The organism is Kitasatospora sp. NPDC087315, from assembly GCF_044744345.1.
Classification (GTDB): Bacteria; Actinomycetota; Actinomycetes; order Streptomycetales; family Streptomycetaceae; genus Kitasatospora.
The window spans coordinates 19,659-34,166 of record NZ_JBIUYD010000040.1; the positions used below are offsets into that span (position 1 = coordinate 19,659).

13 protein-coding genes and 2 pseudogenes are annotated in these 14,508 nt (G+C 72.8%); 5 read left to right on the forward strand and 10 right to left on the reverse strand.

Features of this window, described 5'->3' with window-relative positions; all coding sequences use genetic code 11:
• Window positions 1–178: 178 nt before the first annotated feature.
• Complete coding sequence (locus ACIO5D_RS36325) at window positions 179–1,438, reverse strand: APC family permease (RefSeq protein ID WP_363612806.1); 1,260 nt, start codon at window positions 1,436–1,438, stop codon at window positions 179–181.
• Between the two features lie 329 nt (window positions 1,439–1,767).
• Here ACIO5D_RS36325 and ACIO5D_RS36330 point away from each other — a divergent pair, with 329 nt between their 5' ends.
• Complete coding sequence (locus ACIO5D_RS36330; RefSeq protein ID WP_400762460.1) at window positions 1,768–2,403, forward strand: carboxymuconolactone decarboxylase family protein; 636 nt, start codon at window positions 1,768–1,770, stop codon at window positions 2,401–2,403.
• 119 nt (window positions 2,404–2,522) lie between these two features.
• A complete protein-coding gene (locus ACIO5D_RS36335; protein WP_363612802.1) occupies window positions 2,523–2,951 on the forward strand; it encodes a hypothetical protein in 429 nt (142 codons plus the stop codon).
• Window positions 2,952–2,986: 35 nt separating this feature from the next.
• On the opposite strand, the gene ACIO5D_RS36340 is transcribed toward ACIO5D_RS36335, so the two are convergent.
• From ACIO5D_RS36340 to ACIO5D_RS36375, 8 genes are all read right to left on the reverse strand, one after another.
• Complete coding sequence (locus ACIO5D_RS36340; RefSeq protein ID WP_363612800.1) at window positions 2,987–3,688, reverse strand: maleylpyruvate isomerase family mycothiol-dependent enzyme; 702 nt, start codon at window positions 3,686–3,688, stop codon at window positions 2,987–2,989.
• A 41-nt stretch (window positions 3,689–3,729) separates the two neighbouring features.
• Window positions 3,730–3,999: a hypothetical protein gene (locus ACIO5D_RS36345; protein ID WP_400800450.1), complete on the reverse strand. Its 270-nt coding sequence runs from the start codon at window positions 3,997–3,999 to the stop codon at window positions 3,730–3,732.
• A gap of 98 nt (window positions 4,000–4,097) precedes the next feature.
• Complete coding sequence (locus tag ACIO5D_RS36350) at window positions 4,098–4,895, reverse strand: TIGR03084 family metal-binding protein (RefSeq protein WP_400651069.1); 798 nt, start codon at window positions 4,893–4,895, stop codon at window positions 4,098–4,100.
• Window positions 4,896–5,294: 399 nt separating this feature from the next.
• Window positions 5,295–5,783 carry a hypothetical protein gene (locus tag ACIO5D_RS36355; RefSeq protein ID WP_400651072.1) on the reverse strand — a complete coding sequence of 163 codons (489 nt, stop codon included), beginning with the start codon at window positions 5,781–5,783 and terminating at the stop codon, window positions 5,295–5,297.
• Window positions 5,784–6,646: 863 nt separating this feature from the next.
• The gene (locus tag ACIO5D_RS36360; RefSeq protein ID WP_363612789.1) at window positions 6,647–6,850 is read right to left on the reverse strand and encodes an EF-hand domain-containing protein; all 204 of its coding nucleotides are present in this window, start codon (window positions 6,848–6,850) and stop codon (window positions 6,647–6,649) included.
• A 241-nt stretch (window positions 6,851–7,091) separates the two neighbouring features.
• Complete coding sequence (locus tag ACIO5D_RS36365) at window positions 7,092–7,682, reverse strand: HAD family phosphatase (RefSeq protein ID WP_363612787.1); 591 nt, start codon at window positions 7,680–7,682, stop codon at window positions 7,092–7,094.
• Between the two features lie 46 nt (window positions 7,683–7,728).
• Complete coding sequence (locus ACIO5D_RS36370) at window positions 7,729–8,970, reverse strand: cytochrome P450 (protein ID WP_400800453.1); 1,242 nt, start codon at window positions 8,968–8,970, stop codon at window positions 7,729–7,731.
• A complete protein-coding gene (locus ACIO5D_RS36375) occupies window positions 8,967–10,568 on the reverse strand; it encodes a prenyltransferase/squalene oxidase repeat-containing protein (RefSeq protein WP_400800455.1) in 1,602 nt (533 codons plus the stop codon). The genes ACIO5D_RS36370 and ACIO5D_RS36375 overlap by 4 nt, the downstream gene beginning before the upstream one ends.
• Before the next feature lie 388 nt (window positions 10,569–10,956).
• Between ACIO5D_RS36375 and ACIO5D_RS36380 the strand changes: the two genes are divergently transcribed.
• Together ACIO5D_RS36380 and ACIO5D_RS36385 are read left to right on the forward strand one after the other, a co-directional pair.
• Window positions 10,957–11,211 carry an integrase core domain-containing protein gene (locus ACIO5D_RS36380; protein WP_363612781.1) on the forward strand — a complete coding sequence of 85 codons (255 nt, stop codon included), beginning with the start codon at window positions 10,957–10,959 and terminating at the stop codon, window positions 11,209–11,211.
• Between the two features lie 254 nt (window positions 11,212–11,465).
• Window positions 11,466–11,993 (forward strand): annotated as a pseudogene (locus ACIO5D_RS36385) (FAD-binding protein); the annotation flags it as partial.
• A gap of 234 nt (window positions 11,994–12,227) precedes the next feature.
• Here the strand turns inward: ACIO5D_RS36385 and ACIO5D_RS36390 are convergent.
• A pseudogene (locus ACIO5D_RS36390) lies at window positions 12,228–13,102 on the reverse strand (transposase); the annotation flags it as partial.
• Between the two features lie 1,082 nt (window positions 13,103–14,184).
• Between ACIO5D_RS36390 and ACIO5D_RS36395 the strand changes: the two are divergent.
• Complete coding sequence (locus ACIO5D_RS36395) at window positions 14,185–14,328, forward strand: hypothetical protein (protein WP_400651089.1); 144 nt, start codon at window positions 14,185–14,187, stop codon at window positions 14,326–14,328.
• Window positions 14,329–14,508: the final 180 nt, after the last annotated feature.

Consider the following 14,508-nt stretch of genomic DNA (forward strand, 5'->3'; position numbering starts at 1 on the left):
CGGCAACGATGCCGGCGCCCCGCCGCACCTTTCACGTGCCCCTCACGGCCAGACCCGCTCGGCCGCGCGACCCACCCACAGGGCGGCCGTCCGGCCCCGGCGGCGGGGCCGTCCGAGGAGCTCGACCGTCCGGGCGACGGCCTCCGGAACCCAGGCCGGCGCACTCGACGACCCCGGCCTACGAGGAGACGCCCCGGCGCACCGCGTAGGCGGCGGCCCCTGCGGCCAGGACAGCCGCGCCCGAGACGACCGCGGACGCCGGCAGGGCGAACGCCAGCACCAGGCAGCCGGCCAGACCGACTACGGGAACCAGCCTCGGCGGGCGGCCCTCGGCCCGGGTCAGCGTCCAGGCCGAGGCGTTCGCGACGGCGTAGTAGGTCAGCACCCCGAAGGACGAGAACCCGATCGCCCCGCGCACGTCCGCGGTCGCCGCCACCACCGCGACGACGGCGCCGACCGCGAGCTCGGCACGGTACGGCACCTGGAACCGGGGGTGGACCGCCGCCAGAGCGTGCGGGAGGTGCCGGTCGCGGGCCATCGCGAGCGTCGTGCGGGAGACCCCGAGGATCAGGGCGAGCAGCGAGCCGAGCGCGGCCACGGCCGCCCCCGCCCGTACCACCGGGGTGAGCCAGTCCGCGCCCGCCGCCCGCACCGCCTCGTCCAGCGGCGCAGCGGCGCCGGCCAGGCGTTCGGACCCGAGCACCAGGAGGACCGCGACGGCGACGAGGGCGTAGACGACGAGCGTCATGCCCAGCGCGACCGGGACGGCCCGGGGGATGGTACGGGCCGGGTCGCGGACCTCCTCCCCGAGGGTGGCGATCCGGGCATAGCCGGCGAACGCGAAGAACAGCAGGCCGGCCGCCTGCAGCACCCCGTGCGCCGTGGCGTCCGCACCGATGTCCAGCCGGACCGCGTCCGCACCGCCCGAGGTCAGCGCGGCCGCCACGACGGCGGCGAGCACCGCGAGCACCATCGCGACGATCACCCGGGTCAGCCATGCGGACTTCTGCACGCCCGCGTAGTTCACCGCCGTCAGCGCCACCACCGCGGCCACCGCCACCGCGTGCGCCTGGCCGGGCCACACGTAGCCGCCCACCGTCAGCGCCATCGCGGCGCAGGACGCGGTCTTGCCGACGACGAACCCCCAGCCCGCCAGGTAGCCCCAGAACGCTCCCAGCCGCTCCCGCCCGTAGACGTACGTCCCGCCGGACTGCGGATACCGGGCGGCCAGCCGCGCCGAGGAGGTCGCGTTGCAGTACGCCACCACCGCCGCGAGCGCCAGTCCCAGCAGCAGGCCTGACCCGGCCGCGGCGGCGGCCGGAGCCAGCGCGGCGAAGATCCCCGCGCCGATCATCGACCCCAGACCGACGACCACCGCGTCGAACACGCCCAGCTGACGGCGTAGTTGCGGCTGCGCGCTCTCGACCCGTCGTCCCATGACAAACCCCTGTATCGCCCCTCGATGACGGTGCACGGTATCCCACCTCGGCGACGGGACGGTTGCCCCTGGATGCGCCGGCCCCGGTCCGGCCGCCGACCGGACCCGATCCCGAGACCCCGCGGCTCTGTCCCGTGCCGCCGGGCCGGGCGGACAGCGTCCGGGGCCGGCGCATCCAGGGCAATCTGAGAGACGAGAAGCCCGCAGTGTTCCTGCCACCATGAGGAGAACCACGAAGTTGCCAGCCGGGCAGGAATTCCACGCGTCCCCCCGGTATTCGGAAAGGCCTGCGGGGCGACCCGTACCGTCGAAAGGGAAGGCGATTACCCATGACCGATCCGAATGTGCTGAGCACGGTTCGCGTCCCGCTGGTGGAGGAGGCCGAGGCCGAGGGCCGGACGAAGGAGCTGTACGACGCGATCAAGTCGCGGATGGGCATCCCCTTCGTGCCGGACATGTTCCGGCTGGTCTCCAGCCGCCCCGACCTGCTGGAGGTCGTGATCGCCGGATACGGCGGAGTCTTCAACGACGGGGTGCTACCGCGCGCGACCCGCGAGATGATCTCCGCCTGGAGCTCCAAGGTCAACGGCTGCCCGTACTGCGTCGGCACCCACAACTGGTTCCTGGCCCAGTTCGGCGGCCCCCGGGAGCTGACCGACGCGATCGAGAACTCCCCCTCGGTGGAGGAGCTGCCGATCGACGAGCGCACCAAGGCGCTGATGCGCCTGGTCACCAAGGTCGGCACCGGCGCCTTCCGGATCACCGACGAGGACTGGGCTGCGACCGAGGCCGCCGGCTGGAGCAACGAGGAGATGCTGGAGGCGGTGTTCACCGCCGCCCTGTTCGCCTTCATCAACCGCCTGGTGGACGGCCTGGGCCTGGGCAACTCGGTGACCCGCAGCCGGATCGCCTCGCAGCCGGAGGACGCCACCGTCTCCGAGGAGCGCCTGGCGGAAGGCAGGTGAGCGGCCCTCGCCCGCGGTCCTGCTGACTGGCGCCTCCTCCAGCACCGGCATGTCCTCCGTCACTATCTTCCTGGGCCCGCTGCCGCCGAACGCCCAGGCCAGGCCAGGCGCTCGGCCCGGTGCTCCGGGTGCTGATCGGCCTGATGCGCGCGTCCGTCCGGGCGACGGCCACGCCGGGCACGTCGCTGTCGCTGCTGCCGGCCGCGCCGCTGCCGCCGGACCTGGACCGGGCGGCGGCCGATCCGCGGATCGCCGACGCGCCGGCCCGCGGCACGGCGGCCGTCGACCGGGTCGGCGCCGAACCGGTGCCCGAGCCGGTCCGGGAGGTGGTGGCCGCCGAAACAGCCCGCCGGGACGGCACCGACCCCGGCCTCGGCCGGGCCCGGCTGGACGCCCCGCTGGGCGAACTTCCGTCGGGCGAACGCCCGGTGGGCGAACTCGCGCTGCTCACCGCGCCGGACCTGCCGGCACTGCCGGAGCCCGACTCCCTGCGGCGGCCCGCCCCCGGCACCGCCCCGGTACACGCGCCCGCCCTGACCGGGACGTGAGGGGCCGCCGCACGGCGCGCGGCGGCCGGACCCGCTCAGCGCCCGACGAGCGGCTCCACCTCGGCCGCGGGCGGCGCGAACGGGCCCCAGGCGAACGCCTCCGCCCACTTCCCGGCCGATCCCCCGGACCACTCCAGGCCCTCGATCTGCGGCCAGGTGCGGCGGCCGGTCAGCGACCGGAACACGTCCACCGCCACCCCGCGCACGGTAGCGGCGGGGGCGCCCTCGCCCACCACCCAGGCCCGCCCGGGGGTCTCGATCCGCAACGCCGGCAGCCCGCCGCCGTGCACCGCCAGGCCGAAGCCCATGGTGCTCAGGTCCAGCGCACCGTCGAACGCGGGGTGCGCGGTCGGCTCGGCGGGCGCGTCCAGCCCCAGCCGCAGGTCCAGCTCGTGCGAGAACACGTCGAGCAGCAGGATCCGCCGGCGCAGCTCCGGGGTATGGCCCAGGGCCTCGAGCAGCGCGCCGTCCAACCCGTCCCAGCGGTCGAGCAGTTCGGCCGCCGGGACGCCCTCCAGCGGGCCCAGGTCGATCTGGCTGTCCTCCAGGGCGACGAACGACTCGCAGATGTGCACCAGGTGCCCGATCAGGTCCCGCACGCTCCAGTTCGGACAGGCGGACACGCCGACGGCGGCCGGGTCCGGCAGCCCGGCCACCAGGGTGGCGATCGCCTTCCGGCTGCGCCGGTAGGCCAAGTGCTGCTCGGCCGGATCGTGCTGGGTCTGCGCCGCTGTCACGGTCGTCTCCTCTGGTTCCGGGGCGTCGCGCGGCGCCGCCGTCATGATGTGGTCAGTTCGCCCGCGGCGCCCGCCTGGCGCCGCGTCAGCAGACCCGTACGGTACAGCCGGTGGACGATGTCGGCCATCGCCTCCTCGACCGGCCGGGGCGCGGGACCGCCGGCCGTGGCGGCCGCCACGGCGGGCACCGCGTGGACGCAGGTGCAGGCCGCGCCGAACTCGGCCGGGATGTGCCGGGCCCACCAGCGCTGCACGGCGTCGGCGAGCCGGGCCGCCGGGAGCGTGGCGTGGCCCGTCCGGCCGGCAGCCACCGACTCGTTCGTTGTTCTGGCACGGCGCCTCCCGGTCCCTCGTGGCGGGCGGGCCGAACCGGCCCGACAGCGAGGAAACCAGCCGCCGAGTGGCCGATCTATACGCGATATTGCCCAATGCGGCCGCGCCCCTCGCCGGGCGGGCCGAGGTAGGTCTGGGCGATGCCCAGCCAGTGGTCGGCCGCCGCGCCGACGGCGGTCAGCGCGAGGTCGTCGCGGTGCCTGCGACGGGTGACGAGCAGACAGAAGTCCGCGGCCGGGCCGCAGATCCGCTGCTCGGCCTCCTCGGGGCCGAAGGCCCAGGAGACGCCGGACGGGCCGGTCAGCTCGAACCGGAACGGCTCGGCGGGGGGCTCCAGGCCGCGGGCCCGGTAGGCCAGGTCCCGGGTCCTGGTGCCGAGGAAGGCGATGTGGCCGATCCGATCGGTGAAGGCGTACGGGACGCCCAGGGCCTCGTGGACGTCCTGGCCGTGCGCGAACAGCTCCATCAACGCGACCGCGGCGAGCACGCCGGCCGGCAGCGGACCGGCCAGCCACGGCACCGGTTCGCGCCGGGGAGCGGCGGCGAGCCCCTTCTCGGCGGCGGCCCTCTGCTCGGCCCAGCGGCGCAGCAGGTCGGGGACGGGCTCGGCGAGGCCTTCGGCGAGCCGGGCCGCCATGCCGGTCCCGAAGTCCTCCCGGATGGGCGCGGTCTCGGCCTCGAAAGCGACCGGGTCGCGCACCCCGAGGTCGATCAGGTGGCTGACCAGCGCCAGGTGCGCCACCTGGTGCCGGACCGTCCAGCCCGCGGCCGGGCTCGGCGCGGACCACTGGTCGGGCGACAGGCCCGTCACCAGCCGGGCGAGTTCGGCCCCTTCCGTCGCCAGGTCGGCGCAGACGTCCTGCATTGCGGTCATGTGGCCATTCCCTTCCTTGCCGAAGCGCGCTCAATCCGATCCCGCGTTCATTTTCCGGACGCGGCCCCGCGCGTGCTTCTCCATACGTGCCGCCCGTATCCGGCACCGGACATTCGCCGGCCCAGGACGACGACCTGCCGCCGCTCACCCTGCCGGCCGCCCGGACCGGCCACGGCCCGTCCACCGTCACCGGGCAGCTCCACCTCCCCTCCGACGTGACCCTGCTACACCCATCCCAACCGAGCCCGAAAGGCCGCACGGCAACCCGGGCGACCGCCTCTCAGCACCTCCGGGCGACCAGACCCGCAACCTCACACGCGCACCTCTATACGGGCGCTACCGCAGCTCAGCGCACCCGACCCCGCGCCTTCAGCGGGATGTCGGGAAGCTCCGGAGCCCTCAGTCGGGCACCGTCGTAGCCGTGCATCTCGCCGAAGCGGGGGGTCTCCCAGTCGCTCCGCGCCTGCTGGACCTCCTCACCGGACCGGCCACCTCTACCCCGCCTTCCGCAGCCGCCGGATAGGCACCTTCGACCACAAGGTCGTCGAGGCCTTCATCCAGACCATGGAGCGCAACGGCGTCGGCCTCGCTACCCAGTCCAACGCCTTCGACAAGCTGAAGTCGATCCTCCTCGACGCCCACCGCCTCGGCCTCCACGACGAGAACCCGTTCGACGGCGTCAAGCCGCCCCAGCACGACCCGAAGCGCGCCGTCATACCCTCCCCAGCCGAGCTCCAGGCGATACGCACCGCCGGCGACGACACCTTCCTCCTGGTGGTCGACCCGATGAGCGGCTGCGGTCTGCGCAACGGCGAGGCCTTCGCGGTGAACCTCGCCGACATCGTCGCCGACGACGTCTACCGCGTCACCGAGCAGGTCAACCTTCAACCGCGTCGGCGTCGCCGCGGCCTCCGTGACGGCGCCGGCCGTTGCCGAGGGAGCCGTCCTGGCGGGTACCGAAACGGGATTGCTCCGCGCCCCCGCGCCCGTCACCGGGCCCGACTGGGACGCACCGGGAGGGCTGTTCAGCAGCGGGAACCACGTCGTCGACCTGGACGTATCGGCGCAGGGCGGGTCGCCGGCCTGGAGGACCCGGAGAGTCAACCTGCGGTGCACCGCCGAGCGGAGCACCGACGGGGCCATGACGTGGCAGGAGCGGGGATCGTGGCAGGACGCCGTCTTCGCCGTCCGCGCTCGCGCAGCCAGTCGGCGTAGAGCATCTCCACCGCGCTCGGCACGGGCACGATGGCCATGCTGCGGTTCTTGTTGGCCGCGCCCTTCGGATGCCCGCCCCGCTTCCGCAGACGGAGATGCGGCCCCGGAGACAGGGGCGCCCCGGCACGGTCCGGCCGATCGGGACGCAGTGGGTGTCCTCGCGCATCAGTGACACGAGCTGGTCGACGCGCGGTGCGCAGCAGGCCGTGATTGCCACCATGTACCTGTCCCGGGCGGTTTCCGCCGCTCTCAGGAGGCCGGCGAACTCGGCGTGGGTTGCGGCCGGTGCACGCGCCGAGCAGTGGCTCGGCCGCGAGTCCACGCGGATCCGCGGCTTGACCTGTGCTTGACGTGCGTCCAGGCCGCGAGTACGTGCACCAGTAGGGCGCACGACGGACCACCCCCGGGCGGCACGGAGGTGCCCCGCGATCGTGCCGGCCTTGCCGGCCCGATCAGCAGCACCCGACCGCGCGCGGAACCGGCGATCACCCCGGGACTCGTTCCTGTCCTGCGCCCGGGGGCGGTCCGCCCACGTGCTACTTGACCAGCGCGTAGAACTCCTCGAAGTCGAGGACGCGGTCGCGGTTGCTGTCCGCCGCCATCGCCTCCTTGACCTTCTCCTTGAGCTGCCCCTGGTGGCCCTCGCTCTTGAAGTGGTTGGCGAGTTCGACGACGTTGATCTGTCCGTCGGAGTCGCTGTCGATCTTTGCGAACAGTTCCCTGGCCTCGGCTTCGGTCATGGCGCGTCCTTCCAGTCATCATCAGGATCCTGAAGATCCATCTGGCCGCAGCCACATTGGCAGAGGTGTGCCGCGCATTGCACGTCAGCGTGGGGCCATGTGGGTGAGAGGGTGGCAGGCTTCCAGCCAACCCCGGCGCCGGCCTATGCAGCCAGCATGGTGCACGCCGACGAGCACCATGAGCATGAGCTGCTGCATGCCGAGGCATGCTCCTGCCGGCCGGTGGACTTGCCCGGGATCATCACCAGGGTCGGTGTCGGATGTCGATGACGCGCATGCCGGCGGCCGTGGCGGCGGTGATGCCCTCGTCGCTGTCCTCGTGGGCGAGGCAGTGACCGGGTTCGGTTCGCAGCAGGTGGGCGGCGTGCAGGTAGGCGTCGGGGGCGGGTTTGGGCTGGGCGACGTCGTCGCGGCCGACGATGGTCCAGGGGAGGTCGTCGAGTCCGATGACGGTCAGGCCGTGGCGGACGATGTCGCTGTAGTTGGCGGAGACGACGGCGAGGGCGGCGTGTTCGGCGGCGGTGCGTGCGGCGGTGGCGACCGCGGAGATCGGTTTGATCCGGTCGGTGTTCGCGAACCAGTAGGCGCGGGCCGCCTGGACGAAGGTGTCCTCGGGCAGGGCGGCGGGTGGGAGGGCGAGGCGGCGGCGCAGTTGGCCGGCGGTGAAGGCGGGTTCGGCGGCGAGCCAGGTGAGGGTGACGGTGATGCCGTGGGCGGCGAGTGAGGCCTGTACCGCGCCGTGGTTGATGTCGGCCGTGTCCGCGAGGGTGCCGTCGAAGTCGAAGGCGTAGGCGGAGTACGTGTCGTGGCCGGCAGGAGTCGTGGTCGCCACCGTTCGTGTGGTCCCTTCCTGGTGGGTCGGCTGTGCGGGTGACGGGTCAGGGGGTGAAGTCCACCGGGAGGCGGGCCGGACCGTGGACGACCCGGTGCCGGTGGGTGGCGACCTCGTCCGGGTCGGTGGCCAGTCGCAGGTCGGGGAAGCGGTGCAGCATGGTGGTGAGCAGGGTGCGCAGTTCGGTGCGGGCGAGTTGGTCGCCGATGCAGTGGTGGGGGCCGTGGCCGAAGCTGAGGTGCTTGGCGGCGTCGGGGCGGTGGGGGTCGAAGTGGTCGGAGTCGGTGAAGCGGGCGCCGTCGCGGTTGGCGGCGGGCAGGTGGAGGACGACCCGCTCGCCCGCCGCGATGGGCTGTCCGGCGAGGGTGAGGGGCTCGCGGGCGACCCTGAGCAGGCCGAACTGCAGGACGGTCGCGTGGCGCAGGGTTTCCTCGATGACGCCGTCGACGAGGTCGGGTCGGCGGCGGACGGTGTCCCACAGGCGGGGCGGGCGCAGCAGGAGGAGGGTGGCGAGGCCGATGACGTTGGCGGTGGTCTCGTGGCCGGCGATGAGGATGAGCTGGGCAAGGGCGGCGATCTCGTCGTCGGTCAGCGTGGTGTCGGTGGCCTGGGCCTGGAGGAGGCCGGAGAGCAGGTCGTCGGCGGGCTCGGCGCGTCTGGTGCGGATCAGGTGCAGCAGGTAGTCCTTCATCTCGGCCTTGCTGGCCAGGAGTTGTTCGCGGGTGCGGTCGAGGGAGAGGAGTTCGGCGGTGAGGCGCTGGTAGCGGTCGCGGTCGGTGTAGGGGACGCCGAGGAGTTCGCTGATCACCAGGGACGGGACGGGCAGGGCGACGGTGGTCATCAGGTCCACCGGGCGGGGGGCGGCGGCCAGGGCGTCGAGGTGCTGGTCGACGATGTCCTGGATCCGCGGGGCCAGCAGGGCCATCCGGCGGGTGGTGAACTGGCCGTTGACCAGGCGGCGCAACCGGGTGTGTTCGGGCGGGTCGCTGGTGAGCAGGTCGCTGGGGCGCAGTGCGGCCATTTCGGCGGGGGTGATGAGGCTGGCCCGGATGTGGGAGTTGAGGTGGGGGCGCCGCGAGCTGAGCCGGGGGTCGGCGAGGGCGGTGCGGACGTCGTCGTAGCGGGTGACCAGCCATCCCGGTGGGCCGTCGGGGAAGGCCAGCGGCGCCACGGGCAGTTCGGTGCGCAGGTACTGGAGTTCGGCGGGCGGGTCCAGCGGGCAGGGGCGGTCGACGGGCAGGGGCCTCGGTGCGCGGGTGGTACTCGCCTGTGCAGGGCGCCCGGTCACCGCGTCTCGTCGCTGTCGCAGCCGGTCAGGGCGAGCAGGACCCAGGTGTCGGTGAAGATGGGCGCGTCGAACAGCAGGGGGCGGGGTGCGACCTGGTCGGGCAGTGCGGTGAAAGCGCCGTCGGGTCCCTGTCGGGACAGCAGATGGGCCACGCCCGCCCGCACGACGGCGTCGTCCTGCGGGCGTCGGCCCATGGCGGCCAGGGCCATCAGCGAGTAGCAGGTGCTGGTGGTGTCGCTGGGGTCCTTGGGCCGGTAGCCCCAGCCGCCGTCCTCGTTCTGCGCCCGGGCGAGGAACCGGTGGGAGGCGGCGCTCGCATCGGCGATGCGCTCCTGGAGGGTGGTGCGGGTCGGTTCGGGCAGCGAGTGCAGCGCCCACATCGCCCGCCAGATCGTGTTCGCCTCGCTCAGGCTCCAGCTGCGCTCGAACGTGCCGTCCTCGTGCTGGGAGTCCAGCAGCCAGCGGGCCGCGCCGTCCAGCAGGTCGCCGTGGTCGGTCCCGTTCCATGCCAGCGCGCTGACCGCGCCGGCGGTCATGCCGACCTCCGACGGATCGCCCTTCACGTAGGTCGGGAACCCGCCGTCCCGTCCGACGATGCCCCGCAGGTACCCGCCGGCGCGCAGCAGGGCCTCACGGTGGCGCACCGGGTCGACGGTTGCCAGGCAGGCCGCGACGTAGGAGGTGTCGTCCACGTCGTTGTGCCGCATGTGCTCACCGAACGCCCAGCCGCCGTCCGGCATCTGCTGGCCGATCAGGTAGTCGCACATGCGGTGCAGCAGCGCGCGGTCCGCTCCCGCCCGGGTCAGGGCGATCCCGGCGGGCGCGGTGCTGAACACGTCCAGGTCCGACATGCTCGGCACCCCACCGTCCGGGTTGCGGCACACCAGCACCGCGGCCACGCCGGTTTCGACCAGCCGGTGGCCGGGGGCGAACTCCTGGACGGCCAGCAGCGCCAGCAGGTGCGCGGCGGGGTAGTTCTCCCACACCGGCGCCCGGCTTGAGCCCAACAGCTCCAGCAGGCGCTCGCGCTCCCCAGCGTCGACCTGCGCACCCGTACCGAGACCGTGCGCGACCAGGACCCGCACACTCAGCATGATCATCTCGACCCAGGTGACCGTGTTGTCCCCGTTCTCGCTGCCCCGGTCCGCCGCGCGTGGCGGGCACAGCATCGACGCGTCGAACGGCACAGCACCCGCCACGGCCAGGCAGACGTCGAACAGCAGCCGCTTGCGCGCCATCGAGAAGTGGTCGAACCCGGCCAGCAGCTCACCGCCGACCACATCGGCGCCGACCGTCCGGCCGTGCAGGACCGCCTGCACCAACGCCGCGTCGAACCCGTCGGCCTGCGCCTGCGGGGCGGCCAGGAACTCCGCGAGCTCCCGCTCCTGCCGCGGGTGGTCACCGCGCCGGTGCAGCAGTACGAGTAACAGCGCCGACTCCAGCGTCCGGCTGGTGCACGGCCTGCGCACCGCGCCGTCCGGGCCGACGGCCGCACTCAGGCTCGCGCACACCCGCTCCCGGGCCGCCGCGAACCCGTCCACCGCTTCCAGCCCGCGGGCCGCGCCCGGGCGGGCCGTCCCGATCTCACCTGTCGTCACCGTCAGCTCCTCGGTCGGGATCACGACAACGAGGACGAGCGAAACGCACACCCCCGCCGCAAAGCCGCCGATGTTCGAAACTGGCGCCCAGACGACCGACTTGCGCCGCTGACTGCACGAACCGAGACCACCCGCTGCCGGAGAGTCGCGCACCCGGTGTGCACCGCGCGACAGACCTTCAACGAACAACCGGCGCCAGGCAGAGCGCCCACCCGACCGCCGCCCGGGTCACCCGGCTCGCCCGCAACCTCCTCGCCGACCTCGGCGAACGGGCCACAGGCTTCCGCTACCCGCCGCGTACCGCGACAGCCGCTACACCCACACATTCGACGCCGTCTTCACCGCCGACGGCATCGAAATCCTCAAGAGCGCGCCGCAGACACCACGGATGAACGCCCACGCGGAGAGGTTCATACGCACCGCCAGGTCCGAGTGCACCGACCGGCTGCTCATCTACAACGAGCAGCACCTGCGGCACCTGCTCGCCGAATACGCCCGGCACTACAACTCCGCCCGGCCGCACCGAGCGCTGCAACTTCGCGCTCCTGCCGACAACCCCGACGTCATCCCGTTCCCCGCCCAGCGGATCCAGCGCCACGACGTCCTCGACGGACTCATCCACGAGTACCACAACACCGCTTGACGAAGACCAGAGCAGCTGACGAACACGCAGCTCAGCGCATGTGCAGGACTTTTGGAACCCTACAGGCCGGCCGTAGCAGTCCGTACAGCAGCGAGAGCAGGGCCGCCGTCACCAGCACGTCCACCCAGCGCAGCGCGGGGCGTCGCCACACCCCGCGCGACGGGAAGCCGCCCTCGCCCGCCACCCGCACCACCCCGCGTCCACACCGCCGCCACCGGTACGCGGACACTCAACCATCCCCGCGCGGCCCAACGGGCGTGCCGGCGCCCGTCGAGGCGTTCAAGCGGCGCGGTGCGGACTTCGTGGTCGCGCGCACGCTGCAGGAGCTCGTGGAACGGATGAACGCGCTCACCGACGAGCCCCTGCTCGACGCGGCGCTGCTACGCCGGCAGATCGAGGCGCGCGACCTCCAGGTGGCCAACCCCTTCGGCAAGGACTCGCAGGTCCAGGGCATCCGCAACGCCCGGCGCCACCTCGGCGACCGGCTCGGCCGCGCCGCCGCGCCGCACCGCATCCTCGACCCGGCGGCCGGCCCGCTGATCGGCGTCAAGCTGCACGTCCTCACTCGCAAGACCCTCGGCGGCATCCAGACCGACCTCGACTCCCGGGCCCTCGGCCCGGACGGGCGGCCCGTCGAAGGCCTGTACGCGGCGGGTGAGGTGGCCGGTTTCGGGGGCGGCGGGGTCCACGGATACAACGCGCTGGAGGGTACCTTCCTCGGCGGCTGCCTCTTCTCGGGCCGGGTGGCCGGGCGCGCTGCGGCTCGCGCCACAGCTGTCTGACTGATCGTCAACTATTGCTTTCCTCTGCTTCTTTCGGCCGAGTTCGGCCCTGGCCTTCGCGTTTCGGTTGGGGCTGGCCGAGCCGGGTCGATCTTTGGGGTGGTGGTGCCCGGCCTGTTCGGGGCGGGGTGGGCATGCCGAGGGCCCGACGCGCGGTCGGGTGCTCCTTGGGTCCTTGGGTCCTTGGGTCCTTGGGTCCTCGGGTCGTGGGTGGTCGGTGGCGGTGTCGTCGGGTCAGGTCACCGTGCGGGGCCGCGCTGCGAGGCGGGCGAAGGCGAGGGTGAGCTCGTGGCGCCAGGGCCAGGCGGAGGCGATTCGAAGGCGGATGCGTCGTGCGGCGCGGGTGATCCGGGCGGCGGTGTGCAGGATCCGGTAGCGGAGCTTCTTCGGCTCGGCGGTGGCCGGCTCGCCGTCCAGCAGCAGGGTCCGCGCCCGGGCGAGCAGGTCGACGGCGGTCAGGGAGAGCTCCGGCCAGGCCGCGTTGATGGCGAAGTGGCGTGAGGAGAGGCGCCCGAAGCCGGTGGTCTTGCCGCTGGGGGTCCCCCGGACGGAGTCTGGGGGAGGATGTGGTCCTCGACTCCGGCGTGGGCGCGGTGGCGGACCTCCGGGTGTTGCGGCGAGCCTCCACCGGCGGCGGGTGTGTCGGCGAGGAAGACCTGGTGGCGCATCCCCTCGTCCAAGTCGAAGAGCGAGAGCTGGGCGCCGGGGTGGGGGCGTTCGCGCCGCACGATGGCCCGGGTGCCGTCCGGGTGGCCGGCGAGATCGACCATGCCGGTCAGTTCGGCGGCCTCGGCCCCGGTGCGGAGGGAGCCGTCCTGTTCGAGGGCGGGGTGCCGGAGCTGCTCGGGCAGCGCGCGGATGGCTTTGCGGAACTCGGCGGTGATGGCGTGCCCGAGGGAGAAGGCGGTCGGGATGCCGCGCTGCCTGAGAGTGCGCAGGTGGGTTGGGAATGCCTTGGCGCTGCCCGCGATGTCGGCGCGGATGAGGATCTCGGTGCCGTGACGGTGGGCGTCGGGGATCTGAGCGAGGGCGGCGTCGACCGTGATGTGGTCGGCGGCGGTGTTCGCTCCGGCGTTGCCTGGTCGCAGGAGGATCACGAGCGCCCGGCCACCCGACCTTCGAGTGAGCCACCCCGACTCGGCCCTCTGGATCCCCCCGGGTACTTCATTGCGGCCCATACGCCGATCACGCCGAGCCATGACATCGCCCTCCTCATCCCTGATCCCCCAAGGAACATACGCAGAACCGAAAAAACCGGCCAGCCGTCATGTTCGCCCACTTGCCCCCTGGGCACGGCGGCACCGGTCGCCGGCAAGTCGCCGGAGATCGCACGGAGGGGTGAACTCCCCGGTGCCCCATTGGTGTTCACTCACCCCTCGGCACTTTTCGACAGCCGGCCGATGACACGCGGATCGTTTCAACCCGCCGCGATCTCAAGTGGGGGGCGAAACGCAGACGCAAAACATGCGCAGATACGACAAGTTTGAATAAACCAGTGCTTTACTCCCCTTCAGAATCGGGTGCTTGCCGGCCTGATTCCGGTGCGTGGACGGGGTCCGATGCTGCGCGCGCCGTGGCTTCCTATCAGGAGGGTGTCCCGTAAGTGGGCTGGTTGAAGCGGTGGTTGAGAGCTGGCGCCGAAGGACCCGGGGAGAGACCGCCACCGCGGCAGCCGGAGTCCCGGCCCGGCGCGGACAGGCGAGGCCGACCCGAGGAGGTATCGGAGCCGGTCCAGCCGATGTCCGATCCCGTCACGTCGTCGACGCCACCGCCGCCGGAAGCGGCACAGGACGACACCGAGTCTTCGACGACCGTCCCCGCGGAGGCCTCCGGCCGAACGGAGACCTCTGCCGGCGCAGCCGCCGAGCAGGCCTCGGAGTGGCCCGGCAGAGGGCAGTTGCATCGAGCACGAAACGTTCTTCGCGGGATACCGCGACAGAGACCGGAAGGTACTGAATGAGCACCATAGTTCGCCGCTCAGGGCGGCACAGAGGGCGCCCGCGCCGCTCGCTCACAGGACTGCTGTTGATGGCCTTGTTCATCGGAGCAGGCGCCTTCGCGACCCCGGTCGTCATCGCGCCTCAGTCGCACGCGGCGGCCGGTGACCCGTTCGATCCGGCCGAACCGCAGGTGTTCATCGGGCAGGACGTGCCGACCCGGCCCTACAAGGCGATCACCGGCGCCTCCGGCAGTGTCACCTGGGCCGGAGATCGTCAAGCCGGGTGCGGCCGTGACGTACACGCTGACGGTGAAGAACAACGGGCCCGGTAACTCCAGCGGTTACACCGTGACCGACACCGTCCCGACACCGCTGACCAACGTGAAGACCTCGTGAGGGTGTGGAGGCCGGCGCGGCCGAGGGCCGTGTAGAGGGGGGTCGGCGGTGCGCGGCATCGGCGCTCTGCCGGGCCTGGTAGGCGGCCTCGGCGGCGCGGCCAGGGTGAGCCCGGCCGCCCGGCGCCGGACCCGGGTGCGGATGTCGCCGAGCAGCTGGTGTTCCTGCTCCTCGTCCTGA

Excerpts from the sequence above, each read along its gene's own strand:
- ACIO5D_RS36325 (WP_363612806.1), bottom strand. The coding sequence starts at position 1,438 with ATGGGACGACGGGTCGAGAGCGCGCAGCCGCAACTACGCCGTCAGCTG.
- ACIO5D_RS36330 (WP_400762460.1), top strand. The coding sequence starts at position 1,768 with ATGACCGATCCGAATGTGCTGAGCACGGTTCGCGTCCCGCTGGTGGAG.
- ACIO5D_RS36350 (WP_400651069.1), bottom strand. The coding sequence starts at position 4,895 with ATGACCGCAATGCAGGACGTCTGCGCCGACCTGGCGACGGAAGGGGCC.
- ACIO5D_RS36360 (WP_363612789.1), bottom strand. The coding sequence starts at position 6,850 with ATGACCGAAGCCGAGGCCAGGGAACTGTTCGCAAAGATCGACAGCGAC.
- ACIO5D_RS36380 (WP_363612781.1), top strand. The coding sequence starts at position 10,957 with ATGAACGCCCACGCGGAGAGGTTCATACGCACCGCCAGGTCCGAGTGC.